Source organism: Nevskia sp. (genome assembly GCF_051860985.1).
GTDB lineage: Bacteria > Pseudomonadota > Gammaproteobacteria > Nevskiales > Nevskiaceae > Nevskia.
This window is the reverse complement of the sequence record NZ_JBIMKV010000012.1, coordinates 77,894-104,881: the sequence shown is the minus strand read 5'-3', so window position 1 is coordinate 104,881 and position 26,988 is coordinate 77,894. Positions and strand designations below refer to the sequence as shown.

General features: G+C 70.0%; 14 protein-coding genes. 3 read left to right on the top strand and 11 right to left on the bottom strand.

Translation table 11 applies throughout. The features are described from left to right. Window positions 1–7: 7 nt before the first annotated feature. Window positions 8–727 (bottom strand): outer membrane beta-barrel protein, encoded by a 720-nt coding sequence (locus ACTIGJ_RS13270; protein WP_439640805.1) that lies wholly within the window; start codon window positions 725–727, stop codon window positions 8–10. Between the two features lie 166 nt (window positions 728–893). Here ACTIGJ_RS13270 and ACTIGJ_RS13265 point away from each other — a divergent pair, with 166 nt between their 5' ends. Together ACTIGJ_RS13265 and ACTIGJ_RS13260 are read left to right on the top strand one after the other, a co-directional pair. Next, window positions 894–1,520, top strand: a complete 627-nt coding sequence (locus ACTIGJ_RS13265; RefSeq protein WP_439640804.1) for a fumarylacetoacetate hydrolase family protein — start codon at window positions 894–896, stop codon at window positions 1,518–1,520. Continuing rightward, complete coding sequence (locus ACTIGJ_RS13260) at window positions 1,505–2,422, top strand: ferritin-like domain-containing protein (protein WP_439640803.1); 918 nt, start codon at window positions 1,505–1,507, stop codon at window positions 2,420–2,422. The genes ACTIGJ_RS13265 and ACTIGJ_RS13260 overlap by 16 nt, the downstream gene beginning before the upstream one ends. A 12-nt stretch (window positions 2,423–2,434) precedes the next feature. On the opposite strand, the gene ACTIGJ_RS13255 is transcribed toward ACTIGJ_RS13260, so the two are convergent. Continuing rightward, a complete protein-coding gene (locus ACTIGJ_RS13255; RefSeq protein ID WP_439640802.1) occupies window positions 2,435–7,084 on the bottom strand; it encodes a beta strand repeat-containing protein in 4,650 nt (1,549 codons plus the stop codon). A gap of 538 nt (window positions 7,085–7,622) precedes the next feature. Between ACTIGJ_RS13255 and ACTIGJ_RS13250 the strand changes: the two genes are divergently transcribed. Further along, complete coding sequence (locus ACTIGJ_RS13250; RefSeq protein WP_439640801.1) at window positions 7,623–10,247, top strand: protein kinase domain-containing protein; 2,625 nt, start codon at window positions 7,623–7,625, stop codon at window positions 10,245–10,247. A 37-nt stretch (window positions 10,248–10,284) separates the two neighbouring features. On the opposite strand, the gene ACTIGJ_RS13245 is transcribed toward ACTIGJ_RS13250, so the two are convergent. From ACTIGJ_RS13245 to putA, 9 genes are all read right to left on the bottom strand, one after another. Further along, window positions 10,285–11,079, bottom strand: a complete 795-nt coding sequence (locus ACTIGJ_RS13245) for a hypothetical protein (protein ID WP_439640800.1) — start codon at window positions 11,077–11,079, stop codon at window positions 10,285–10,287. A gap of 20 nt (window positions 11,080–11,099) precedes the next feature. Further along, window positions 11,100–11,531, bottom strand: a complete 432-nt coding sequence (locus tag ACTIGJ_RS13240) for a hypothetical protein (protein ID WP_439640799.1) — start codon at window positions 11,529–11,531, stop codon at window positions 11,100–11,102. Between the two features lie 4 nt (window positions 11,532–11,535). Then, on the bottom strand, window positions 11,536–15,579 hold the full coding sequence (locus ACTIGJ_RS13235; protein ID WP_439640798.1) for a cellulose synthase subunit BcsC-related outer membrane protein: 4,044 nt from the start codon (window positions 15,577–15,579) through the stop codon (window positions 11,536–11,538). Next, window positions 15,576–16,715 (bottom strand): cellulose synthase complex periplasmic endoglucanase BcsZ, encoded by a 1,140-nt coding sequence (gene bcsZ / locus ACTIGJ_RS13230; RefSeq protein WP_439640797.1) that lies wholly within the window; start codon window positions 16,713–16,715, stop codon window positions 15,576–15,578. The genes ACTIGJ_RS13235 and bcsZ overlap by 4 nt, the downstream gene beginning before the upstream one ends. Next, the gene (gene bcsA / locus ACTIGJ_RS13225; RefSeq protein ID WP_439640796.1) at window positions 16,712–21,187 is read right to left on the bottom strand and encodes a UDP-forming cellulose synthase catalytic subunit; all 4,476 of its coding nucleotides are present in this window, start codon (window positions 21,185–21,187) and stop codon (window positions 16,712–16,714) included. The genes bcsZ and bcsA overlap by 4 nt, the downstream gene beginning before the upstream one ends. Beyond that, window positions 21,184–21,690, bottom strand: a complete 507-nt coding sequence (locus ACTIGJ_RS13220; protein ID WP_439640795.1) for a hypothetical protein — start codon at window positions 21,688–21,690, stop codon at window positions 21,184–21,186. The genes bcsA and ACTIGJ_RS13220 overlap by 4 nt, the downstream gene beginning before the upstream one ends. A gap of 38 nt (window positions 21,691–21,728) precedes the next feature. Continuing rightward, a complete protein-coding gene (bcsD, locus tag ACTIGJ_RS13215; protein ID WP_439640794.1) occupies window positions 21,729–22,211 on the bottom strand; it encodes a cellulose biosynthesis protein BcsD in 483 nt (160 codons plus the stop codon). A gap of 448 nt (window positions 22,212–22,659) precedes the next feature. Then, the gene (locus ACTIGJ_RS13210; RefSeq protein ID WP_439640793.1) at window positions 22,660–23,475 is read right to left on the bottom strand and encodes a fused MFS/spermidine synthase; all 816 of its coding nucleotides are present in this window, start codon (window positions 23,473–23,475) and stop codon (window positions 22,660–22,662) included. A gap of 6 nt (window positions 23,476–23,481) precedes the next feature. Beyond that, entirely contained in the window at window positions 23,482–26,673 is a 3,192-nt protein-coding gene (gene putA, locus ACTIGJ_RS13205) for a bifunctional proline dehydrogenase/L-glutamate gamma-semialdehyde dehydrogenase PutA (RefSeq protein ID WP_439640792.1), read from the bottom strand. Between the last annotated feature and the right edge of the window lie 315 nt (window positions 26,674–26,988).

The window sequence follows — 26,988 nt, the reverse complement described above, 5'->3', positions numbered from 1 at the left end:
CGATGCCTCAGGGTTCGACCGGCACCACCTGCACCGGCTCGCGCGGTGCGCTGACCGCCGGATGGCTGTCGGCCAGCGCCGAGCCGAAGCTGTAGCGCAGGCTCAGGCCCACCGTATGGCTGCGATAGCGGAACGTGGCATCGATGGCGTCGCCGTCGACCGTGTACTGGTAGCGGCTGCGATCGAAAGCGCCGACATAGCGGTAGTCGACGCCGACCATCAGCTGCCGTCCGACCGGCAGGCCGAAGCCGCTGCCCAGCGAGTAGACCGCCGTCCCGTCGTCATCGCGCCGCACATCGCCGCCGATGTCCAGGCGCACGTTGGCGTAGCCGCCACCGCCGCCGACGTAGAAGAAATAGCCGTTGCGCGACACGTTGTAGTACAGGCTGCCGATCGCCTGCGACGCGGCCCGGTGGCCGTCGGCGCCATCGAAGCGGGTACGCCGGTAGCCCAGTTCCAGCTCCGGGCGCAGCCCGCCAGCGAAGGTGTAGCCGGCCACCACCGCGCCGGCCGCGCCCACTTCGAACGGCACCCGCTCGGCCTGTGTCGTGCCGCTGGCATCGGTGAAGCGGATCTTGAGATCCGGGTCCAGCGTGACGCCGCCGATGGCGCCGAGATAGAAGCCCTGGTCGGCACCGGCCGCCGGTGACAGCAGGGCAGCCACGGCCAGCAGGCCGGCCGTGCTCAGGCGCAGGGCGGTGGACGGGATGCGCGGGATCGAGGTCATGCCTGGGAAGCTCCTGGGTTCGATGGGGAAGGTGTGGCAGCGCTGCCGCCGCCCGGACCGCCGCAGTATCGTGAAATCGTCGGCAGGCCGGAAGGAACGGCCCCGGGCCGACTTGCGCGACGTGCCGGCATCGGGTTTCCTGCACGCCCCCACGACGGCAGCCGCCATGAAAATCAACCGCATCTTCTGTATCGGCAAGAACTACGCCGAACACATCGACGAACTCGCCCACCTCGGCTACAAGCCGGACGGCGAATGCGTGGTGTTCATGAAGCCGGCCTCCGCTGCCGTGGCGCTTGGCGACCCGATTCCGCTGCCGCGCGGTCGCGGTGGTGTGCACCACGAGGCCGAGCTGGTGGTGATGTTGACCGGCGGCGGGGCCGACATTCCGGTCGACGAGGCGCTCGGCGCGGTCGCCGGCCTCACGCTCGGCCTCGACCTGACCCTGCGCGACCTGCAGACGCAGCTCAAGAACAAGGGCAAGCCCTGGGAGCTGTCGAAGTCCTTCGACGGCTCCGCCCCGATCGGCGATTTCAAGCCCTACCTCGAACAGGACCTGCAGGCGCTGGAGTTCACGCTGCACGTCAACGGCGAACTGCGCCAGCACGGCCGCACGGCGGAAATGCTGTTCCCCGTGGCGCAGCAGATCGCCATCCTCAGCCAGACCTGGGCGCTGGAGCCGGGTGACGTGATCTTCACCGGCACGCCGAAAGGGGTTGCCGAATTGAAGCCCGGCGATCACTGCGTGCTCGAATCGGCGGCGATCGGCCGCTTCGAATGGACCTGCGCGTGACCGCTGCGGCTGCGCTGGTCGAGGCGATCCATGGCGCCCTGTGCCGCCGTGACCCGACCGCGAAGGTGGCCGCCGTGGCGGCGCTCGACGCCACCGGTTGCACCGGCATCGGCGCGCTGCCGCCGCCGCTCTGGCCTGACACAGCCGTGCCCGGTCGCCCGGAGCGGCCGGAACTGATCCGCCCGCGTGACGTGCCGACCCGCGGCCTGGGCACGGTGGCCGGCCGCGCGGCGCTGATCCACGCGGTCGCGCACATCGAGTTCAACGCCATCAACCTCGCGCTCGACGCTGCCTGGCGCTTTCGCGGCCTGCCGGACGACTACTACGCCGACTGGCTGTCGGTGGCCCGCGACGAAGCGCGCCATTTCGCGATGCTGCGCGCGCGGCTGCAGTCGCTCGGCTACGACTACGGCGATCTGCCGGCCCACAACGGCCTCTGGGAGGCCGCCGAGAAGACCGCCCACGACGTGCTCGACCGGATGTGCTGCGTGCCGAGAGTGCTGGAAGCGCGCGGGCTGGACGTGACGCCCGGCATCATCCGCCGGCTGACCGAGATCGGCGATCCCGACACGGTGGCGATCCTCGACGTGATCCTGGCCGAGGAAGTCGGCCACGTCCGCATCGGCAGCCACTGGTATGCCTGGCTGTGCGCGCAGCGCGGCGTCGATCCGCTGGCCACGTCCCGCCGGCTGCTGGCCGAGCAGGGCATGAACATCCGCCCGCCGATCAACCGCGCGGCGCGCGAGGCGGCCGGATTCTGCGATGAGGAACTGCAGTACCTGCTGCAGTCCGCCGGGCAGCAGCCGCCCCGGGGCTGTCCGGGCCGGGCGCGATCGGCGTCCGTATCTGATCCAAGCGATCCCCCGGCACCCTCAACCCCACGCCGCCCGGCATGGGGTTGAGGGAGGTCCGGCTCAGGTGCCGTTGCCGCTCAGCGTGATCACCGTCGGCGAGCCCGGCGCGCTGGTGCTGATGGTGATGGTGCCGGGTCGTGCGCCCTTCGCCTTGGGCTTGAAGCGGCCGGTCAGCGTGCAGCTCTTGCCGGCATCGAGCAGGCGCGGGCAGTTGTGGCTGCCGCTGTAATCGCCGCTGACGCTGATCGAGCGGATCTCCAGCGGCCCGGTGCCGGAGCTGGTGATGACGAGGGCACGATCCGCGCTGCTGGCGCCCACCTTGACGTTGCCGAAGTTGTAGCTGCTGGCATTGGTCTTGATCGCCGGCACCAGGCCCTTGCCGACGCCGTTGAGGCTGATCAGATCGGGGCTGGACACGGCATTGCTGACGATGCGGGTTTCGCCGGTGCGGGTGCCGACCTGGGTCGGCTTGAACACGATCGAGATCGTGCAACTGCCCGCGGCCGGCACCGCGCTGCCGCAGGTGCTGGTGTGCCGGAAATCGCCGGTGGTGGTGATGCTGCTGATCACAAGCGGCGCGTTGCCGGGGTTGGTCAGCGTCACCACCTGCGTTTCACTGGTGTTGAGCGTGATTTCCCGGAAGCGGATCAGATAGCCGCGCCCGAAATCCACGTCGTTCATGTCCAGCGAAACGGCCGGAGCGCTCGCCTCGGCCGAGGTGGTGCTGGTGAAGGTACCGGCCACGCCGCCGATGGTGACGGTCGACGTGACCGTACCGGCGAAGCTGGCCGAAGCGGTGTGCCGCACCTGCACCGTCTGGCCGGGTTCGATCGTGCCGCCGCTGCCGAAGGCCCCGCCGTTGATCGACACCTGACCGATATCGACGCTGACCGTGGCCGGCGCTTCCAGGCCGGTGATCGCAACGGCTTCGCTGGTCTGCACGCTGCCGCGCTCGACATTCGTGCGGCTGCCGAACGAGAACGCATTCGGGACGACGACCGCCGCGCGCGTGGTGCTGCTGAAAGTACCGGCCACGTCGCCGATGGTGACGGTCGACGTGACCGTGCTGGCGAAGCTGCTCGACGCCGTATGCCGCACCTGCACCGTCTGGCCCGGCTCGATCGTGCCGCCGCTGCCGAACGCGCCGCCGTTGATCGACACTTCGCCAATGTCGACGCTGACCGTCACGGCCGCTTCGATGCCGGTGATCGTGATCGACGTGCTGGTCCGCTGGCTGTCGCGCTCGACGCCGGTGATGCTGCCGAATGAGAAGGCATCCGGCACGACGACCGCGTCGCGTGTCGTGCTGCCGAAGCTCGCCGTGCTGCCGCTCAGCACGCCGTCGGCGCCCAGGGTCAGGGTCGTGGTCGTGACATCGCCGAACGCACCGGCGACATGGCAGACGGCGATCGTGTCGCCATTGCGCACGGTGCCGCTGGTTTCACCGAATAGCGGATCGCAGGGCAGGCCACTGGTGCTGGCCCGGCCGCCGGTCACCGTGAACGGCGTGTCGTCATTGACGCCGCCGATCACGACCGGACTGCTGCGCTGCGTGCTGCCCGGCTCCACCGTGCCCGGCACGTCGTTGAAGGTCACGGCATCCGGCGTGATGTCGCGCGCCTCGGTGGTGCTGGTGAAGGTCGCCGCGACGCCGCCGATGGTCAGCGTCGTCACCGTATCGGTGGCGAAGGCGCTGGCAGCCGTATGACGCATGCAGACGGTCTGGCCGTTGCTGATCGTTCCGTCGCTGCTGGTGAACGCGCCATCGGCGCAGCCGATCGCGTATTCGCTGCCGTCACTGACCGAGATCGCGGCCGCTGCACCCAGGCCGCTGATCGTCGCGCTGGCCGAGGTCTGCGTGCTGTCGCGCGGCACGCTGCCGATGCTTGCGAAGCTGAAGGCGTCCGGCGTCGTGTCCGGCTCGGCGATGGTCACCGTTGCGGCGCTGCTGTTGTCGCGCAGGTCGGTATCAGCGCTGCTGCCGCCGGTCACGGTGGCGGTGTTGATGACTTCGCCTGCGGTCAGGGCCGTGGTGTCGATGGTGACCGTGGCCGTGTCATTGGCGGCCAGCGTCGGCAGCATGCAGCTCACGGTGTTGCCGGACGTGGTGCACTGGGCGCTGCCCGGTGTCACGGCGGTGATCGCGAAGGCGCTGGGCACGGCATCGCGGAGCTGCACGCTGCTGACCGGCTGGCTGTGGCGATTGCGCACCGTCAGCGTGAAGCGGACCGCATCGCCGACCGTGGCCGTGCTGCTGGACGCCGTTTTCGATACCGATACGTTGGTCAGCGTCGCTTCCACGGCACCGACGTCGCAGCGCGTGCCCTGCGGGCGGGCCACGCCGCGCTGGTCGACCCCGTTGACCGGGTCGGCTGCGCAGTCGGCGTCGGAGCCGGCATCGATGGCCACGCTGCCGCTCTGCAGAGTCAGTGTCGGTGTCGGCCCGCCGTTGCTGGCCAGCATGCCGAGACTGAGCGCCGCCACCGTCACCGGTGCGCCGCCAACGAGCAGATCGCCGTTGCCGCAGCTGGCATCGGTGGCCAGGTTGTTGCGGCCGGTGGCGGACGACGGGAAGCCCGAGCAGAGGCCGGCATCGCCGCTGACGATCGAGTTGACCAACGCCGGTGCCGCACCGGTGGCGCGGATCGCGGTGGCGGTGCCGGGGGTCGCTGGTGCGCGGCCGGTGCCCAGCGCGTTGCCGTGGACCGTGGTGTTGATCAGCGTCAGCGCGCCGCTGGTCGAAATGGCACCGCCGCTGCCAGCGGTGTCGTTCTGGCTGGCGCCGACTGTGTTGGCGGTCAGGGTGCTGTTGACGATCACGGTGGTACCGGTCGCGTGGATGGCGCCGCCATTGCCGCCACGATTGTTCCAGCCGTCGCCGGCGCGGTTGCCCGACAGCGTGCTGCCGGTGATCGTCAGCGCGCCGGTTGCGAAGATCGCACCGCCGTCGCCACCCGGGCCTAGGTTCGGCTTCGACGCCGCATTGCCGGACAGCAGGCTGTCGACGATCAGGGTCGTGCCACGCGCGGCGATGGCCCCGCCGTGGCCGCCAATGCCGTTGATGACGAGACCGCCGGCGTTTCCGGTCAGCGTGCTGCGGGTGATCGTCAGCGGTCCGTCCGCATCGATGGCGCCGCCCGATCCGGCGGTCTTACCGGTAAAGGCCTCACCGGCCACGTTGCCGGTCAAGGTGCAGAAGTTCAGCGTCAGCGCGCCACCGGCCCGAATGGCACCGCCGTTGTTTCCATTTCCCGAACTGGCCTCACCCGCGTTGCCGTTGCGCAAGCTCAGGTGGTTCAGTGTCAGGTTCGAGCCTGCTGCGCTGCTCATCAGGCGCACGGCACTGCGGCCGTCAAGGACGATGGCCTGGGCGGGGTCCGTGGGGCCGTCGATCTGCAGCGGGCCACCGGCCGCCGTGATCTCCGGCAGCGCGCTGTTCAGCGAGATGACGCCGCCGCCGGGGATGCTGAAGCGGATGCTGTCCGGGATGCCGATGGTGGCATTGGCGGCATTGATCGCTTCGCGCAGCTTGCAGTCGTTCGGGGATGGCTCACAGAAGCCGTCGTCGCCGTCGGACAGCGTGTTGACCACGTAGCTGCCAGACAACTCCACCGCACCGATGTCGCAGGCCGAGGTCTCGGGGCGCAGTTGGCCACGCTGGTCAACGGCATTGGCCGGGCAGCCGGCTGCCACGGCGTTCAGCGCCGGGCTGCCGGGCTGCAGCATGTGGGTTGGCGTGGGACCGCCGTTGTCGGCCAGCGGCGCGAGGATGCTGCCGATGTCCTGGCTCGAAACCCGGTCCGTGGCGCCCAGCGTGACGTCCGAATTGGCCTGGCCGTTGTCGCCGATCAGGTTGTAGCCGTTGAGCGTGAAGGCGTCAGCGGAAGTGCCAAAAGCCCTTAGCTCTGCACTGCCCGGCAGTAGCGGTGCTCGATTTCCGGAGATGATGCTGCGGGTCACGGTAAAGCGGCCACTGTTGGTGCTACGCAGCCCGCCGCCACCGCCCGTGCTGTTCGACACATTGCCGGTCACCGTGCTGTCGGTGATGTTGACGGTCCCGCCATTGGCGCTGACACCCGCCCCCAACCCTCCATTGGTTAAGGTTATTGTGTTGCCGGACACGGTGCTGGCGGTCAAGAAGGTCACGGCTCCGGCGTTATTCAATAGCCCGTTGGCGATGCCCGCCCCGGACCCCGTGACAACCGCGTTGTTGATGACTGCCGAGCGCAGCAGTTGCAGCGTGCCAAGGTTCAGCAGGCCGCCGCCCGAAGAGAACGCAAGGCAGCCGCTGACCGTGGAGTCGGTCATCGACAGCCGGCCGCCGGCATTGATTCGGATGCAGCCGCCGTTCTGGCCGTTGCTGTCAATCTGTCCGCCCGTCATCAGGAGTCGCTCTACCGTCAGGTTGCCGGTGCCTTCGATCGTGAACAGACGAAACGGCGCGGTGGCATTGGCGGCGCGCTGCACCGTTGATCCGTTGCCCTTCAGGGTGATCGTGCTGGTGATCGGCGGCAGGCCGAACACGGTGTTGGCTGCGGCCGGACTGGTCAGCGTGATCGTGCTGGCGGCGGGCAGGGTGATGGTGTCGGCGCCGCTGCCGGCGGCGCAGCCATTGCCGCCGCCATCGCTGTCGCTGTTGGCGTTGCCGATCGCTTCGATCAGCGTGCAGCCGTCGTTGTCGACTGCGATCGTCGCGGCCTGGCTCGGCATGGCGATGGCGGCCAGCAGCAGCCCGACAGCGGCGATTCCGGTGAGGCCTCGCCGTCGCCCGTCGCTGCCATCAAGCGCCGTGGCGGGTGAACGATCGGCTTGGGTCAACGCACCCGCCCAGCTTTGAGTGACGGCCATCTGCAGCTCCCTTCAGTCGTTTTTGTCGTGCGCGGACACTGCCAAAAGCCGGGGCGACACACCTTGCGCCAACATTACAAATGTTCTTCTTCATACAAAATACTGATTATTCAATGATTTTCTTTCATTGCCGGTCCGGCTCCGGGGCGGAAAGCACGGATGCCGACGGGCGACTGGTGGGCGCACGCGCAGGCCGAAGCGGTGGCTGACCCCCGGTTGCCGTGACGGACCGGCGGCAAGTTGCAACGCTCGCCGATGCGTTTCATGGCCTGCGGATACCGGATGCCTGTCCCGCTTTCCGCGAAAACTGACCGGGCGTAGAGTTCGGCGCCTCTGCTGCCACCGAGCGGTCCTGCCCTTGTCAGACACCGGTCCCCGGGATTCCGAACCTCGCATCGACGTGCCGACTGCCGCCGGTGCGCTCGCCGGCCTGTGGCGTTTCGGCGACGTGCGCTTCGATGAGCGCCAGTGGCTGCTGACGGTGCGCGGCGAACCGGCGGAGCCGGGACAGAAAGCCTTGCGCGTGCTCGCAGAGTTGCTGCGGCATGCCGGCGAACTGGTCACCAAGGACGAACTCGCCGAAAGCTGCTGGCCGCGCCGCATCCTGTCGGAAGCAGCGCTGCTGACGACCATCAGCCGCCTGCGCAGCAGCCTGGGTGCCGACGGCGCGGCCGTCCAGACCGTCAAGGGCTATGGCTATCGGCTGGTCGGGCCGGTGAGTTTCGAAGGACCGATCCCGGAGCGGCCGTCGCGTCTGCACCTCCGCGTCGGCGACCACCCGCCGGAGCGCCCGGACTGGCGGCTGGTCGAGCCGCTCGGCGCCGGTGGCCAGGCGGATGTCTGGCTTGCCAAGGACAGTGCCGGTGCCGTCCGGGTCTTCAAGTTCGCCTCGGACCTGCACGCGGTGACGGCGCTGAAGCGGGAAGTGGCGATCTTCCGCCTGCTGCAGGATGTCAGTGACGCTACCGCCGCCGGCGGCTTCGTGCCGCTCCTCGACCACCAGTTCCGCACGCTGCCCGCTTTTGTCGCCAGTCCGTTGATCGATGGCGGCAGCCTGCCGGACTGGGCGCAGCGGCAGGGTGGGCTCGCGGCGCTGACGATCGAACGGCGGCTCGATCTGGTAGCGCAGTGCGCCGAGGCGCTGGCGATCGCCCACGGGGCCGGCGTGCTGCACAAGGATCTGAAGCCGGCCAACGTGCTGGTCGACACCACCGACGCGCAGGGCCCGCGGATCCGCCTGGCTGATTTCGGCAGCGCGACGATCCTCGATCAGGAACGGCTGCGCCGGTATGCGATGACCTGGGCCGGCGCGCCGGCTGCGACGACGGACAGCGCGGCGGACAGCTCCACTGGCACGCCGCTGTACATGGCCCCGGAGGTGCTCGCCGGCCAGCCGGCCAGCGAGCGCGCCGACATCTACGCGCTGGGCATCCTGCTGTACCAGTGCGTGGTCGGCGATTTTCGCCGGCCGCTGTCGGCCGGTTGGGAGCAGGGTATCGACGACGAACTGCTGCGCGAGGACATCGCGCTGTGCGCGGCCGGCGATCCGCAGCGCCGGCTCGGCGATGCCGCAGCACTGGCCAGCCGGCTCCGCACGCTCGACAGCCGGCGCCAGCGGCGGCGTGACGAGCTGGCCGATGGTCAGCGGGCGGCGGCACTGCAGCGCGAACTGGAACGGCATCGCCTGCGCAGGCCGCTGCTGCTCGGGATCGGCGCCTCGCTGGTGGCCGGCCTGATCGGCCTCGGGCTGCTTGGCTGGAAACTCAGCCGCGCGCTGGACGAGGCGCGCCGCCATCAGGCGCTGGCGGTGGCCGTCAACGAATTCCTGCAGCGCGACATCCTGGCCGCCGCCGCGCCGCAGGTGGCCGGCAAGCCCGATCCGACGATGCTCGATGTGCTGAAACGCGCGCAGGGTCGGGTGTCCGAGCGCTTCGCCGACCAGCCGCTGCAGGAGGGCGCGGTGCGCACCGCGCTCGGCAATGCCTGGCACCTGATCGGCAACGACGCCGATGCCGAAGACCAGCTGCGCCGCGCCATCGCGGTGCTCGAGGCGCAGGGCGATGCGGCACTGCTGGAGACGGCGCTGGCGCACGTGATCCTCGGCAAGAACCTGTCGATCCGTGATGTGCCCGAGTTCAGCCTGCATTTCGATCGCGCCGAAGCGCTGGCCGCGCGCAGTGAAGATCCGGAGCGCTGGAACGTGCTGGCCCGCTCGCGGCTGGCGCGGGCTCGCGTGCACGGCTTTTCCTCGCGACCCCGTCAGGCACTGGCGATTCTCGAGCCGCTGCATCGCGAACTGGCCGCCCGTCTGCCGGCCGACGATCCGCTGCTGCTGGACGTCAGCGCCGAATACCTGGCGCAGCTCGCCAACGTGGGCCGTCACGGCGAGGCGCTGGCGATCGCCGAATCGGTGCTGCCGTATCTCGATCATGGCCGCAGCCGCAGTCCCGACGCGGCGGCCGATCTGCTGCGGACGATGGCCTGGCTGCAACGCAAGCTCGGGCGCATCGAGGCCTCGCGGACGACCTACGCCGAAGCGCTGCGGCGGTCGGTCGCCGTGCTCGGCGCGGAGGCCGACGAGACGCTGGCGACGCGACGCGCGATCGCGGTGTTCCGCGCCGAGGACGCCGAACAGGCGGGGGACCGGCGCGAGGCCGACGCCGCGCTCGCGGAACTGCGCGGCCTGCTGGTCCCGACCCGCAAGGCCCAGGGCGAACTGGCCTATTCCTGTGCGGTGGCCGATGCCATCGTCGAGGCCCAGATCAGCGCCCGACGCTGGGCGGAAGCGGAAGCCGATGCCCGCGCGGCGATCGTCGAGCAGCAGACCTACAACCAGACGTCGGCCGTCGATCTCGCCGTGGCCCGGTCCCGGCTCGCGCACGTCCTGGCCATGCTCGATCGCCGCGCCGAAGCCGGCGCACTGTTCGCCGAAGCGATGCCGGTGATCCGCCGCGACATGGAACACGACCATCCGGTCTACCGGAAGGCCGAGCAGCGCGACGCCGACTTCCGGGCAGCGGGCTAGCGCGGCCGGCGCGCCCGCTCGCGGCAGGCAGCGATCCTCAGCGCGCTTCGGTCAGCTGGAAGCTGACGGCGGCCGTGCTGTTGGAGCCGGTCAGGATCATCTGGTTGGTGGTGCGGCCGGCCTCGGTGCGCGACACCACGGTCATCAGGCCGGCGAACAGGGTGGCCGCCGGCTCGCCGATGCAGGTCCGCGAGAACTGCACCCGGTACAGGTTGTAGCGGCCGTTGATGATCTGCGCCTCGGCGTCGGTATAGCGGCAGCCGGCCGAATCCAGGCCGCTGAAGCCACCGCCGTTGACGAAGGTGAAGCTGATGCTGGAATCGCCGAAGGCATCGGCGTTCGACCAGGTGCCGACCAGCGTGCGCAGGTCCGGCACCACTTCGGTCTGCGCGTCGTAGATGAAGTTCATCGAGCCGTTTTCGCCGTCGCTGCGCACGAAGGTGCCGGTGAAATCGACCTGCGGGTTGTAAGTGCCGATGAAGTCGGCGCTGCTCGGCGCCACCAGCGGCGCGCCGTCCTCGTTGCGCAGGTTCGGCAGGTGGAAGCGCAGCTGCGCGTTGAAGCCGCGGCCGGCCGTGCTGTAGATGCCGGACGCAAGGTATTCGGCGCGGTCGCCGACCACCACCATGCGGCCGTTCGGCTCGACCAGCGCGGTGCTGATCACCGTCACCGGCGACGACTGGAAGGTCGTGCGGCCGACGAAGATGCCGATCGGCAGCGCCGCCGGCGAGGTCAGATCGGGCGTCTCGATGTCGTCGACCTGGGACGTGCAGCCGCCGGCAGTCGCGGCGAGCAGGGGGAACAGCGGCAGCAGCAGGGTGCTTGACTTCATCGGCAGTCTCGGAATCGGCATCAGCGCGAGCGCCACAGCGCCGGCGGCTCGGGTGGGAACGGCAGGCTGGGGTCTTCGACCGGGTCGCCCTTCTTGCGGGCGGCCTTGGCCCGCGCCTCGATCCAGGCGTCCAGCCGGGCGTGGTTGTCGGCGATCACCGGGTTGTCGGCGGCCAGCTGGTAGGCGCGACCCAGCAGTTCGGCGGCGGCGTACGGGTTGTTCTCGGCCAGCCGCACGATCGCCAGATTGTTCATCGACACCGGATCGAACGGATTGCCGCCGAGCCGGTCCTCCAGCGTCTTCAGCATCAGCTCGGCGCTGCCGGGGCTGGCGCCGAGCAGCGGGGCCGGTGCATCGGCAGCGGCGTGCAGGACCGTCGGCAGCGCTGCCAGCGCGGCCGCCAGCAGCCAGCGGTGGCGGTGGACGGGTGACTTCGGAAAGCGCGTGGTCATGGCGTCAGTACTGGTAGAACGGCAGGATCGGGGCCGGGTCGGTCGCTTCCGGCGGCTGGGCCGAGAAGTACCAGCGCAGGTAGCCATGCGCCTGCAGTTCGCGGAAGTTGCGGGCGTTGTCGATCGAGAACAGGCCGCCGACCGTCAGCCTCGGCGCCACCCGGTATTCGCTGAGCGCCTTCGCGGTGTAGCCCAGGCCGGTGCTGCGCTGGGACGCATAGCCGGTGCTCAGCTCCAGCTGCGGGTTCAGCGCCGCGACGCGCTCCAGCTCCGTCTGCAGGCCGTCGAAGCCCGGGTAGTAGGCCGCGCCGTCCTCGCGGAAGCTCTGCACGCCGACCGCAGCGCTGAGGTTCCAGCTCAGCGCGCCGCTGATGCCGGCCCACTGCACCGGCACCGTCACTGCCGTGAAGATCTGCGGGCTGAAGTAGCCGCCGTGGCCGAAGGTGTAGAAGCGGCGGTTGTCATCGAAGCCGAACACGGTCAGGTTCAGGCCGTAGGTCAGACCGTGGTTCGGAGCCAGCGCCGTGCGCCCGAAGGCGCCGGCGCCGCCGAGCACCGAGGCATTGGTCTCGACGTTGCGGCCGTCGTAGCTGTAGAAGCCGCCGTAGCCGTACAGGCCGAACGCGCCGGAATCCCAGGCCACGTCGACCCGGCCGCCGGTGCGCGACACGCCGCCGTAGGTCTTGCCGAGCAGCGGGTCCTTGGCGCCGGCGTAGGCGAGCAGGCTTTCCGCAACGGCGCGCCGCGACACTTCCGCGCCCAGCCGCCATTCATCCGGGTTGTAGCGCCAGGAAATGCCGCCGACCAGCCGCTCGACTTCGAAGCCGATCGGCGACACGCCGATGTCGGCCTTGAAGTCGCCGAGCTTGTAGCCGAGCCCGAAGGCGACGCCGCCGGCATCGCGGGTGCCGGTGCCCGTGCTGGTGTTGCCGACCAGCGCGCCGGTGCCGACCCGCAGCAGCCGGCGGCCGCTGGCGGTGCCGGCATCGAGATAGACCGGCGAGGCTGAGACCGACACCTGGCCGAAGCGGGTCTCGTCGAGATTCAGGGTCACCGGCGTCTCGATGTCGAACAGTTGCGACAGGCCGCCTTCGCCCCTGCGCGAGCGGATCGCCGTTTCGCCGCCGACCCAGCCGCTGGTCGCCGATTCCAGCCGGCTGACCGGCCCCGGCTCGACCGGATAGCGGCCGGCCGCGACGGCCGTGGCATTGGCATCGGTCTTCGGCGCGGTCGACTCGCCCAGCTTCAGCCAGACCGGCTGCTGCACCTGCGCCGCCTGCCAGGCAGCCAGCGGATCGCCGCTGCCCAGCGTGTTGCTGGCGCGCAGGCCGAGGCCCGGCTGCGGCGGCGTCACTGCTGCCTGCACCGACGGCGCGCTGGCCAGCCCGGTGGCGCGCGGCGACAGTGGTCCGGGGGCGTCCGGCGTGGTTGCCGCCAGCATCTGCGCCACCGGCGCCGGCAGCGCCAGTTCCGGCTGGCGCGGATCGATCCAGGCCAGCTGCGGCGCCGGCTGGTCCTGCGGTGCGTCGCGCTCCAGCGCTTCGGCGCGCTGGTAGGCCTTCAGCGCCGCGCCCTTGCGGCCCTGCTGCTCGGCCAGTCGCGCGGAGGCACGCAGCCAGCGCGGATTGCCGGCGTCGACGCTCAGGCCGCGGTCGATTTCCCGCTGCGCATCGGGCAGCCGGCCGCCGGCCAGCAGGGTGTCGACGAGGCCGAGACGGATGTCGGCATCGTCCGGCGCACGCTTGGCAAGGCTTGAGTAGATCGACGCGGCGGCGTCGATGTCGCGGGCATCGGTCAGCAACCGGGCCAGCGCCATCTGCACCTGCACGTTCGACGGGTAGCGGGCCACCGCATCGCGCAGCTGCACGTAGGCTTCCGGATAGCGCTTGTCGCTGCGCGCGCGGTCGGCGAGCTTGATCCGATAGCCGATCACCAGCTCGTCGAGCGCGGCCTGACCGGCCGGGTCGATGTCCTTGCGGCGGGCCAGGTCCTCGGCCACCACTTCGAATTCGGCGTCCTGGCCGGCGCTCAGCAGCAGCGCCGCGTACTGCGCGCGCAGTGCCGGCGTGGCGGTCCGGCCGTCGCCCATTGCCCGGCGCATGTAGGCGACCGCGCGCGCCGGATCTTTCAGGTCGGCCCAGCCGTTGGCCAGCGCCGCCAGCAGTTCCGGATCGCCTTCGGCGGCGACATCGGTTTCGGTGAGGATGCGGTGGGCATCACCGGGGCGGCCCCGGCGCAGCGCGATCCGCGAGCGCTCCAGCTGGTACTGCACCCAGGCGCGGCGCTGCAGCGCGATGGCCTCCTGGCTGCGCTCGTCTTCGCTGAAGGTTTCCAGGCGGTTCAGCACGCCGGCCCAGTCCTGCTGTTCGGCGGCGAAGTAGGCCTGCGCCAGCCGCACGTCCTTGCTGCGGCCGTGGGTGGCGGCCAGGCCATCGAGCAGGGTCGCGGCCTCGGCGCGCCGGCCCTGCTTGCGGTAGACCTCGGACAGGTCCAGCCGCACCCAGGGATTGGTCGGCTGCTCGATCAGCGCATCGTTGAGCAGGCGCTCGCTCTGCGCCAGATCGCCGGCCTCGCGGGCCTGCTTGGCGCGCCGGCGCAGCTGCTCGCCGCGCAGCGCCTCGACCTGCGGCCGCAGCGTTGCCGGGGCCTTGCGCGACAGCGCCAGCGCCTCGGCATCGCGACCGCTGCGGCTCAGCACGGTCAGCAGCACGGCGATGGCGTCGGCGTTGTTGTCGTTGCGGCGCAGCGCGTCGCGGGCAATCGCTTCGGCGTCCTTGTCCTTGCCGCGGTTCAGCAGCACGTCGGCGTGGGCGAGACGGATGGTGTCCGGCACTTCCGACGGCGCGGCGGCAAAGGCGGCGCTGTAGGCGCTGTCGGCGGCCGGATAGTTGCCGGCCAGCCGCAGTTTCTCGGCGCCCTGGATGCGCGACCAGAAGGTGGCGGCCAGCAGCGCTTCGCGCCAGCGGCCGGCGGTGGCCGGCGAAGCGGCGCGGGCGCGTTCCAGGTAGTCGCGGGCATCGTCGTAGCGCTGCTGGCGCAGCCGCACGACGCCGAGGCCGCCGAGCGCATCGGCGTTGTTCGGGCTGCTCTTGAGGATGTCGTTGAAGCCGGCTTCGGCGCCGGCCAGATCGCCGCCTTCGGCAGTGCCGAACAGCTGCTTGACCTTGGCGCCGTAGGCCGCGTTGGCCTCCGCGCGCTGGGCATTGGCCAGGCTGGCGAGCTTGGCCTTGACCTCGGCGTCGTCCGGCTCGCTGTCCAGCCAGTTGCGGTAGCGCGGCGCGTCGGCCGCACGCGGCTCCAGCCAGATCAGCGCCTGCCGCCAGGACTTGCGGGCGCTGGCGCCCACGGCCGGCTGGCTGCGCAGCGCGATCAGCCGGTCGATGCCTTCGCGGCGGGTCTTTTCGCGGTAGGTCAGGTGCTGGGCGAAGGCCAGCGCGGCATTGGCGTCGCCCGGATTGCGGGCGGCGTTGTCGCGCATCCAGCGTTCCGCCGGCGCCCAGCCGTTCTCGGTGGCGCCCAGCGTCTGGTAGTACTCCAGCGCGTTCGGGCCGCCCTTCGGCTCGCCGCCGAAGGCGTCCCGATAGGCCTTCACGGCGCCGTCGTAATCCTGCGCGGCGGCGGCGTTGCGGGCGCGGGTCAGCGCGGCGGCGTCGGGACTGCTGTCGCTCTTGGCGCGTGGCCCACCGCCCGTGCCGGCGACCAGGGCTTCGGCCTGCTTCAGCGCGGTGCTGTTCGGCGCAGCGCTGCGCAGCCGGTCGAGATAGCGGCGGGCACCGGCATCGTCGTTCTGGCGCACGGCCAGTGCCACCAGCCGGCTCAGCGCTTCGGCGTTGCCGGGATCGGCGTCGACCACGCGCTGCCAGGCTTCCCGGGCGCGGCCGTACTGCTCGCGACCATCCCAGTAGCGGCCCTGCTCGATCAGCGCGCCGAGCGCGGCCGGGTCCGGCTGGGCCTGCACCGGCAGGCTGCCGCCGGCCGCGAACAGGATCGGCACGGCATAGAGCCAGGCGCGCTGGGCGACACGGCGGGGCGGGTGCGACGGCTTCATGGCAACTCCAGTCGGCCGTCCGGGCCGAAGCGATAGCGATTCTGGTCGTGGGCTTCGCCGAACAGCGCGAGCACCTGGTCGTAATAGCGGGCCGGCGAGCCCAGCAGATCGCCGAGCCGGGCGCGATCCAGCCGCGCGCGGGCGGCGCTGGCCAGATCGTCGGCGCCGCAGGCGGTCAGGAACGGCAGCAGCGCGGCATCGAAGCCGGGCGGGCCGATGCCGGTCGGCGCGCGGCCGTCCGGATACCAGACTTCCGGCGTCCGGCCGATGCCGCGCAGCAGCGCCAGGAACGGCTTCAGCGCCGCCAGCTGGGCGCGCGCTTCCGGCATCGACGCCGGGCCGATGCCGGCCCACAGGTAATTGCGGATCGCGTCGTAGCTGCCGCGGCCGTCGCTGCCGACATCGAGGCGCGGTCCGCGCGGCGTCAGCAGATACCAGTCCGGCATCCGGCCACCGGGCGCTAGCGAGGGCAGCAGCCGCAGATGGCTGTCGAGCACCGCCTGCCACGGCCCGTGCGGCCGTTCGGTGGCGAGATTCTTCAGCAGGAACGGCGGCAGATAGCTTGGATTCAGGCGCAGGCCGGCCTCGCTTTCGAAACCCTGCGGGCCTGGCAGCAGCAGGCTCAGCGCGCTGGCGCGGCGCAGTTCCTGTGCCTCCACCAGTGCCAGCAGCGCCTGCGCTTCGGCGATCAGCGCCGGCCGCTGCCACAGCCGGCCGGCCTGCAGCAGCACGTAGGCGATCCACAGATCGGCGTCGGACGCCGAATTGGGATCGATCACGTCCCAGAGCGGCGCCGTATCGGTGTCGGTCTTGCCCCAGTGCCAGGCCGGCAGATGCTGGTGGAGACTGCCGGCGGCGAGGTTGTCGCGGGTCCAGCCGAGCACACGGTCGAAGCGTGTCCGGTCGCCGGCCACCAGCGCGAAGAACAGCGCGTAGGACTGGCCTTCGGAGGTGCTGCGGGCGTTATCGGTCCAGTCGACGACGCGGCCATCGTCACGGATGAAGCCGGCCGCGAACTGCTCCCAGGCTGGCCAGGCGCGCGCCGGCGCGGCGCTGCCTGAGGCCAGCAGCGGCGCACCGAGCATCAGGCCGGCGCCGGCTGCGAGCAGGCGTCGGCGGGACAATCCTGGGCTCATGCCGCGCCGCCTTTCAGGCGACGGGCAGCGCGACGGCGCAGGGACTGGCGCAGCAGGAACATCGCTACGGTGGCGAACAGCAGCGCCAGCGGCGTCATCAGCCACGGCCGGCGGCTCAGCCATTCACGGAACTGCTGATGCAGCGGCAGGCGGCCGATGCCCCAGCGATCGCCGAGCTGGTAGCCGCTGACCCGGTCGCCGCGCAGCAGTGCGACATCGCCTTCGATGAACTGCCGGCGCGACGGATCGATCAGCGCCTCGGCGACGCCCAGCAGCGGCACGCCGGGCCCGGCGGTCAGCCACACGGCCGAGCCGCTGCCGAACGGCGAGCGGGCGCCGATGATCATGCCCAGATCCTTGCCGCCGCCGGCCAGCATGCGGCCGGCATAGCTGCGGGCACCGTCGAGATCGCGGCCGGACGCCCAGGCGTGCACGGTGTCGATCGCGGCCAGCGGCTTGAGGCTGACGTTGTCGATGCCGAGGCCGACCGGCAGATCGGCCAGCCAGCGTTCCGGCAGCGCCAGTTCCGGCTGCCGGCCGATCAGCAGCAGCTCGCGGTCGGCGTGCCGGCTGGCGTTGCTGATGTGGTCGACGGCGATGCGCAGCGCCGGGGCGCCGGTGATCTGGCCGAAATGGCCGGCCACCATCAGCGCCGCCGACAGCGCGTCCTCGTCGGCGCTGTCCGGCAGCAGGATCGCGGACTCGCCGAAATCGGACTGCAGCGAGAACGGCAGGCCGCTGCTCTGGAAGCGGCCGAGGTCCGGCCATTCGGCATGACGGCCGTGGGCGGCGAGGCGCAGCGTCGATTCCGGGTCGATCGAACCGCCGAGGGCATCGGCCTGGAACGATTCGCAGGGCTTCGCGGCGATGCGCCGGAACTGGAACTGGAAGCTCAGCCGGTTGCTGGATACGAGGCGGCCGGCCGGGATGCTGATCTGGCTGCGATCCGGCGTGATCCGGGCATCGACGGTACTGGCGCCGTTGCCGCCGGCGTGGGCCAGCGTGTTCGAGGCGATGAAGGCGTCGTTGAGCAGCGTGCTCAGCGTGGCGCCCTGGGCGGTGATCGGCGCGTAGCGGTACAGCACGTCCAGCTCGGCGCCGGCCTGGCCGTAGAACCAGATGTCGGGCGGCAGCCGGAAGTCGTAGCTGATCGGGCCGGGGGTCAGGCCGCGGACGCTGGTCGGGCCGCTGGCCAGCGGCCCGAGGCGCACCGGCAGATCCGGATCGAGCCAGCGCGGTGCGGTGCCACGCGGCGGCGGCGGCGGCAGGCTCAGCTCCTGGACCGTCACCGACGGGCCATCGAGCGAGGCCATGCCGAGCGTCAGCGCCTGGGCGGCGCGGATCAGGCCGGCGTCGTCGGAGGCTTCGAGCACCAGCAGCTTGGCGCCCGGATCGTCCGGATGGGCGACCACGCGCAGCTGCACGCCATCCGGCGCCGGGCCCAGCTGTGCCTCGAACTCGCGGCCGCTGCGCAGCACCACGGCGTGGCCGCGCGGCAGCACGTTGCCGTAGCTGACCGGGAACTCGGCGCCACGGTAGTCGGCCAGCGCGCCGAACCAGCTGGCGGTGATCGCGGCGGCGGTCATGCCGTCGGCACCCGGACGCGAGGCGAACACCATCGGCAGCCGCAGGCGGCGCGGATCGTTCGGCTCGAAGAACGGCCGGGGCAGCCGTGACAGATTCGGCGGCTGCGGCAGCGAGGCCAGCGTCAGCTCGATGGTCGACTGATTGGAAATCAGGCTCCACAGGCTGGTATGCGTCGGGTCCTCGCACTCGCGCTCGACATCGACGTAGTGCATCGCCGCGTCGAAGCGCAGCTGGTTGAACTCCAGGAACAGCGCCGGGTTGATGTCGATCACCCGCTCGCCGCGCGCGGCGGTAGCCGGATCGAGCGGGAAGGTGTCGACCACTTCGTCGTTGACCAGCGCGGCGATGCTCGAGAAGCGGCCGACCAGCGACGGCGAGTGGGCGAACTTCAGGCGCAGCCGCGCGGCGGTGACCACCTGGTCGCGGCGCAGCGGAATCGCCACGCTGGCCTGCGCGAACACCGTGGTCAGGCGCAGCGGGAAGCCGACGCCGAGGTCGGCGAAGCTCAGCGTGCGGGTGGTTTCGTGCACCGCCTGATCGGACGTGGCCTTGGCCGCGTTGCCACGGCCGGCGACGGCATACGGATCGGCGGCCGGCTTGGCGGTGAGCACGCCAAGCGATTCGGTCTTGGCGGCGCCCTCGACCGGCGTCTGCGCCCGGGCGTCGCCGCTGCCGCCGAGGCCGAACAGCAGCGCAGCGGCCAGCAGTGCGGCGCTCGGGCCGTGGCCGGAACGGGCCGGTGCCGTGCGGCCGATGCGCAGCGCCTGCATCGACTGCCGGCCGACCCAGCGCCAGAACTTGCCCGAGCCCATCAGGGAAATACGGAAAATCATCACCATCGCTTTCAAGGGTTTGTCGCGGACATCGCGGTCACGCCAGTCCATCCAGGCATCGGCCCGCCCGAACAGCGACTGGGTCAGGCTCGATTCCTGGGCGATGCTCAGCGTGTCGAATTCAAGGGTCAGCAGTTCGCGATCGCTGCGCCGAACCGTGCCCGGCAGCCACAGCCGCCGGCCGGGCGATTCCAGCGACACCTCGATGGCGTCGCCAACCACGAGATCGGCCAGTTCCGGCGATGGCAGCAGCGCCAGGCCGCCGGTGGAAATGTCGAAGGTGGTGGTCTGCACCGTCTTGCGGGTGCCGGGACGGCGCACCGCCGCCTTCAGTTCGTCTTCCACGCGTACCGTGCGGCGCAGCTGCTTGCGCTCGCCGGCCACGCAGAGGGCGGCGCCGAGGATGATCAGGTTGTAGGTCGCCCAGGCCATGTTCAGGTAGACGGTCTGGGTCAGTTCCATGTCGCCGAAGATCAGCCGGCCGATGCCGACGGCGATGCCGAGCATGTTCAGCAGATACAGGAAGAAATAGGGCTTGGCGATGTCGCCGTCGAAGTAGTCGCGGTCGACGATGCCGCCCTTGGCGGTCACGTTGAACTTGCCGAGCTTCGGATTGATCAGCGCCAGCGTGGTCGGCAGGATGATGAAGGTGGCCAGCACGGTCTCGTAGACCTCGGCCCACCAGGAATGCCGGTGGCGACCCTGCACCTGCGAGTTGGCGATCACCGCCAGCGCCAGATGCGGCAGTGCGTAGGCGACGATCATCAGCGCTTCCGCCCTGATGATCTGCGCGCCCAGCAGCAGGAAGGCCATCGGGCTGGTCAGGAACACGAGGCGCGGCAGGCCGTAGAAGAAGTGCGCCATCGCGTTGGTGTAGCAGAGCCGCTGGCCGAGGCTCAGGCCCTTGGCCAGCAGCGGGTTGTCGACCCGGAAGATCTGCGCCATGCCGCGCGCCCAGCGGATGCGCTGACCGATGTGCGCCGACAGCGATTCGGTGGCCAGGCCGGCGGCCTGCGGAATGTTGATGTAGGCAGAATTCCAGCCGCGCTGGTGCAGGCGCAGCGCGGTGTGGGCGTCCTCGGTGACGGTTTCCACGGCGATGCCGCCGATCTCGGCCAGCGCCGTGCGGCGGATCACCGCGCAGGAGCCGCAGAAGAAGGTCGCGTTCCAGAGATCGTTGCCGTCCTGCAGCAGGCCGTAGAACAGCTCGCCTTCGTTGGGCACCTTGCGGAAGGTGTTGAGGTTGCGCTCGAACGGGTCCGGCGAGAAGAAATGGTGAGGCGTCTGCACCAGCGCCATGCGCGGATCGGCCAGCAGGGTGCCGAGCGTCAGCTGCAGGAACGAGCGGGTCGGGATGTGATCGCAATCGAAGATCGCGATGAACTCGCCGCGCGTCTTGGTCATCGCGTGGTTGATGTTGCCGGCCTTGGCGTGGTTGTTGTCGGGCCGGGTCATGTGCACCGCGCCGACCTGTTTGGCGAATGTGGCGAACTCCGGCCGCCGGCCGTCGTCGAGCAGGTAGACCTTGATCCGGTCCTGCGGCCAGTCCATTTCCAGCGCTGCCAGCACGGTCGGTTTCACCACCGACAGCGGCTCGTTGTAGGTCGGAATGTAGATATCGACCAGCGGCCAGAGGTCGTCGTTCTCCGGCAGCGGCACCGGCTTGCGGCGCAGCGGCCGCATGACCTGGAAGTAGCCGAGCAGCAGGATCAGGTAGGCATAGGTTTCGGCGGCGATCAGGCCGAGCGCCAGCAGCAGGTCGAGCACCGTGTGGTGCGGGCCGATCGGCAGCGTTTCGGTGAACCGCCAGTACAGGTAGCGCGTCGAGAAGGCGATCGAGAACGCCATCAGCAACAGCAGCGTGACCCGAGAGAAGCGCGCCAGCACCAGCGCGATCAGCATCGCGAGGCCGCCGGCGGCGAACTGCCAGCCCAGCGTCATCGGCGTGGTCGCGAAACCCCAGAGCGTCGATCCCAGCACCGCCAAGCCGACCATCAGGCCGGCCGTCGCGATCAGTCTTGCGGGTGCGCGATCAGCCCGCGCGACGCTCAAGCATCACCCCGCTGCCGGACCAGGCTGATCCGGGCGCTGCCAAGGCGGTACAGGCGGTTCAGCACGTCGACCAGCAGCAGCTCGCGCGTCGAGGTCGGGGCGACGTCGACAATCGCCGGGCGCGGCGCCAGCTTCAGCTGGATCGACGGCTTGCGGCGGGCACGCAGGCCCGGCTCGCGGATCAGGCGGCCGAAGGCTTCATCGACCGGCACCGTGGTCACCGGCTTGGCCGGCACCGTTGCCGCCGGAATGGCCGCTGCCGCTTTGATCGGTGGCGCGGGCGGCGGCATCTGCGAAGGGGCTGGCGGCCGCGCTGGTTCGGCCGGCGCCGGCACGGGTGCCGCGGCGGCAGACGGGCTGGCGGCGGCCTCCGGCTCGGACTCGATCGGGTCGTCGGCCTCGTCCGGACGGCTGAAGCTGCGGAACTGGAACGTGCCCATCTTCATCTGCTTCAGCAGGCGCTGGACATCGTCTTCCGATGGATTGACGGGTGCGGTGCTCATGGTCTCGGCAGGGCGATCTGGATGCGGGGGCGTCGGCGTCACTGGAAGCGGCTTTCGTGCGTCAGCCGGTAGCGCAGTTCGCTCTCGGGGCGATCGGCCAGCCGGATCTGCCGCAGCTGCAGCCGCTCGTCGGCGCCGAGCTGACGAATCCAGGTGGCATACAGGCCTTCGAATAGCGACGATGACCAGGCCAGCGAAGCGCTACCGAACCAGGCCGCAAGCGGCGAATCGCCATGCACGAAATCGACCGCGTCATCGTGGTGTTCGATGCTCAGCCAGCCCCAATCGTGGGCGGCGAGCAGTGCTCGCGCGGTGTGCTCGAGCTCGCCGAGCCGTTCGACCTTCTCGAGCGGCCAGGTCTCCGCCAGACGCACGCCGGCGGCGTGGAACAGGGCGCGCAGCTGCTCGTCGCCGACCTGGCCGAGCAGTTCGTCGACCACCGCCTTCAGGACCGGCAGCACCGATGAGGTGCGCGGTCGTGTTGACTGGAAGAACTGTTCTGCTTCATTGACAGCGTGCATCAGCGATTTACCTGGGATCGAAGTCAGCGGCGGGGAAAACATCAGATACCGGCAAATCCGGCGAGATCACCGGCATTGCAGCGGGCGTCGTCTCAACCTGACGCCATTATCAGGCTCTACCGGATGCACAATATCGGGAAATCTGACACTTTCTACTGAACAGTAAGTTAATTCTCGCCGCCGCAAGCGATTTGTGTAACCGCGCTAGTCGAAATCTACTAACCAAAGACGTGACAAGCACTTAAAACGCATAAGGAAAGTCGATTTGCTGCGATTGTCATGTCAAAAGACATGAACAGCCGTCAACGTGGCATGCGGCGTGCTCGTTCCGGTATCGCCAGCGGATCGATGCCAGGCGATAGAGCGCCGTCTGACAGGGAGGGTCCCAGATGGCGGCTGCTGCTGGCGGTGCGCGCCACCCCGGCCGCGTGCCGGGCGCGGTGCCGGGTCAGAACAGCGGCAGCACCGCGTCTTCCGCGTGGTCGGCCGTGCCACGTTCGTAGGCGCGGCGCAGGGCGCGGACGAAAGCCGGGAAATCGAGACCGTGACGCGCCGCCAGCCGTCGTGCCTCGCCAGCCATCGCGATCCAGTCCGGCTCGGCGGCCAGCGCCTTGAACGCGAACAGCACGTGATTGCCGTCGGGAACGATCTTCTGGGCGATCAGCTGGCGGTCGAAGGCCTCGCCGATTACCTGCTTGTAGCGCCGCAGCACGTCGGCGGTGACCAGCAGGTTGGCGACCAGCAGGCCGCCCGGCCGCAGGCCTTCGCGGATTCGCGCATACAGCTGCGGTTCGCCGAAGCCGCTGGCGATGCCGCTGTCGGTGTAGCCATCGAGCAGCACGGCATCGAAACGCTCGGTGGTGCCGGCGAACCAGGCGCAGGCATCGGCATGGACGATGCGATGCCGGTCGTCGTCGGGCGGCACCTGGAACGCCGGCGCCAGCGCGATCACCCGCGCGTCGATCTCGATCGTGGTGATCCGCGTCTTCGGCAGATGACGATGGCAGAACTTGGTCAGCGAGCCGCCGCCGAGACCGACGATGACGATGTGCTTCGGCTTCGGCACGAACAGCAGCAGCGCCATCATTCGCTGCGTGTACTTCAGCTGCAGCGCGACTGGATCATCCCGATGCATCTCGCTCTGGATGTGCAGCGGACCGAAGTACAGGCGCCGGTAGTCGCCGTCGTCGATCACCTGCGGCGCGCCGTCCTCGGCCCAGGCCATGGTGGTGACGACATCGATGCCGGCATCGGAGACCCGCATGACGGCTCAGCCGCTCTGCGACAGCAGCCGCGCGTTGCCGCCGACGGCCGAGGTATTGACGGTCAGCGTGCGTTCGCTGGCGAAGCGCAGCAGGTAGTGCGGGCCGCCGGCTTTCGGGCCAGTGCCGGACAGGCCTTCGCCGCCGAACGGCTGCACGCCGACCACGGCGCCGGTCATGCCGCGGTTGACGTAGACGTTGCCGACCCGCGCCCGTGCCTGCACCCGTCGCCAGGTGCCCTCGATGCGGCTGTGCACGCCCAGGGTCAGGCCGTAGCGGGAGGCGTTGACGGCGTCGACCACGGCGTCGATTCGCCGTGACGAGAAGCGCGCCACGTGCAGCACCGGCCCGAAGTGTTCCTCGTGCAGCGCTTCGAGACCGGCGATCTCGACCGCCGTCGGCGCCACGAAATGGCCGTGGCGGCAGCTGTCCGGCAGCGCCGTCCGGGCGACCAGCCGGCCACGGCCATCGGCGGTGATGGCCGCGACGTGGGCCTCCAGCCGGGTGCGTGCATCGCCGTCGATCACCGGGCCGATGTCGGTCGCCAGCCGGGCCGGGTCGCCGAGTTTCAGCTCGGCCATCGCACCGGCCAGCAATGCCAGTGTGCGGTCGGCGATGTCGTCCTGCAGGTACAAAAGGCGCAGCGCCGAGCAGCGCTGGCCGGCCGAGCCGAACGCCGATTGCAGCGCGTCCTTGACGACCTGCTCGGGCAGCGATGAGGAGTCGGCGATCATCACGTTCTGGCCGCCGGTCTCGGCGATCAGCGTGGCGATCGGGCCGGGCCTAGAGGCCAGCGTGCGGTTGATCGCCCGTGCCACGTCGCCCGAGCCGGTGAAGGCGACGCCGGCGACCTGCGGGCTGGCGACCAGCGCCGCGCCCAGCGCGCCGTCGCCGAGCAGGCACTGGAACACGTAGCTCGGCACGCCGGCCTCGCGCAGCAGTTGCGCCATCAGGCTGGCGATCATCGGCGTCTGCTCGGCCGGCTTGGCGATCACCGGATTGCCGGCCACCAGTGCAGCAGCGATCTGGCCGACGAAGATCGCCAGCGGGAAGTTCCAGGGGCTGATGCAGACGAACAGGCCGCGGCCGTGCAGCTGCAGTTCGTTGTGTTCGCCGGTCGGCCCCGGCAGCGCTTCCGCATGGGCCAGCAGGCGACGCGCGCTGGCCGCGTAGTAGCGCAGGAAATCGACTGCCTCGCGCACTTCGGCGATCGCATCCGGCAGGGTCTTGCCGGCTTCGCTGACCAGCAGCCGCAGGAACGGCGCCCGGCCGGCTTCGAGGCGGTCGGCAGCGCGTTCGAGGATCGCCGCGCGCGATTCCACTGGCGTGGCCGCCCAGCGCTCGAACGAGCCGATTGCGGCGGCCACCACGTCGGGTACCCGGGCCGGGTCGAACGGCCGCCATTCGCCGATCACGACCCGGGTGTCGGCCGGATTGCGCAGCGGCTGCGGCGTGCCGCTGCTGCTCGGGCCGTCGTAGCACAGCGAGGTGGCGCAGGCCGGCAGCTCGGCCTGTTGCAGGTCGCGCGCCAGGCTGGCGGCGGCCAGTTCGTCGGCCAGATTCAGGCCGGCGGAATTGCGGCGGCTGGCGCCGAACAGTTCGCAGGGCAGCGGCAGGCCGGGATTTGGTTTGACCGCCAGCGTGCGGACACAGGCAACCGGATCGGCCACCAGCTGCTCGGGCGGCGTGTCCTCATCGAAGATGCGGTTGACGAACGAGGTGTTGGCGCCGTTCTCCAGCAGCCGGCGCACCAGGTACGGCAGCAGGTCGGAATGCGAGCCGACCGGCGCGTAGACGCGGCAGGGCAGCGCGCAGTCCTCGCGCACCACGTCGTACAGCGCTTCGCCCATGCCGTGCAGGCGCTGGAACTCGAAGCCGGACATGCCGCCGCCGATCGCTTCGCCGGCATAGGCTTTCACGGCGGCCACGGTGTGGGCGTTGTGGGTGGCCAGCTGCGGGAAGAACACGTCGCGTGCGGCCAGCAGCCGGCGCGCGCAGGCCAGGTAGGCGACGTCGGTATTGGCCTTGCGCGTGTAGACCGGATAGCCGGGCAGGCCGGCTTCCTGCGCGCGCTTGACCTCGGTGTCCCAGTAGGCGCCCTTGACTAGTCGTACGGGAATCCGCCGGCCGACCTCGCGGGCCAGGCTTTCCAGCCATTCGATCACCGCCAGGCCGCGCTTCTGGAACGCCTGCACGGCGAGCCCGAAGCCGTCCCAGTGGTTGAGCGAGGGATCGCGGTAGACCGCTTCGAACAGGTCCAGCGACAGCGACAGGCGATCGGCTTCCTCGGCGTCGACGGTCAGGCTGATGCCGGAGGCGCGCGCCGTCTGCGCCAGCCGGAGCAGGCGCGGCGTCAGCGCCTCCAGCACCCGCGCGCGCTGGGCCTGCTCGTAGCGCGGATGCAGCGCCGACAGCTTCACCGAGATGCCCGGCCGCGCCTCGACACTGCCGCCGAGGCTGCGCGCGGCTTCGCCGATCGCGTGGATCGCGCCGAGATAGGCCGCCAGATAGCGTTCGGCATCGTCGGCAGTCAGCGCCGCCTCGCCGAGCATGTCGTAGGAATGCCGGTACGGCCGCTGTTCCTTGGTCTGCGCAGCCTCGAGCGCCTCGGCGATCGTGCGGCCCATGACGAACTGGCTGCCCATCATCCGCATCGCCGAGCGGATGGCGAGCCGCACCACCGGTTCGGTCGAGCGATTGACCAGCCGCGACCACGCTGCCTTGAACGAGCCGGCGTCTTCGGCCGCCGGCGCGCGCACGATGCGGCCGGTCAGCATCAGGCCCCAGGTGCTGGCGTTGACGAACAGCGATTCCGACTGGCCAAGGTGGGTTTCCCAGTCGGCATCGGCCAGCTTGTCGGCGATCAGCTTTTCGGCCGTTTCGTCGTCCGGTATGCGCAGCAGCGCTTCGGCCAGGCACATCAGCAGCACGCCTTCATCGGATGACAGGTCGTACTCGCGCATGAAGGCATCGAGCGCGCTCTGGGTGTCCTTCAGCCGGCGCACGCGGCGTACCCAGCCGGCGGCGGTGGCCACCACCTGGGCGCTGCGCTCGGGCGGCAGTTCGGCGATCGCCAGCAGGCGGTTGACCAGCGTGGTTTCGTCGGCCAGGTAATGGTCGGCGATCGCCGCGCGCAGCGGGCTGCGCTGCGGTGCGGCGGAATCGAATACGAAGGCGGGCGTCGTTTCAGGCGCGTTCATGCGGGGGTTCCAAGGGCCTGTTAACCATCATTTTGGTCGCTGCGTTGCAGGTCAAAAAATCGCCGGGCGAGGCGCGAACCGCAGGCCATAGCCTAACTATGGCCAAGGTTCGTAACGAAGTCCGGCGGCTTTTTGGCCGCAACCCTTCGGGGCGGGATCGCTTTTGCCCATTGCTGCCTCTCTCGTCGCGCCAATGGAGCGACCATTGGCCGCGCCGATCAAGTTGCACTGGGCAAAAGCGACCTCCGCCGCAGCGATCAAAGTGACGGTTAACAGGCCCAGAGCCGGCGCGACATCAGGTCACGGGAAAGCGGC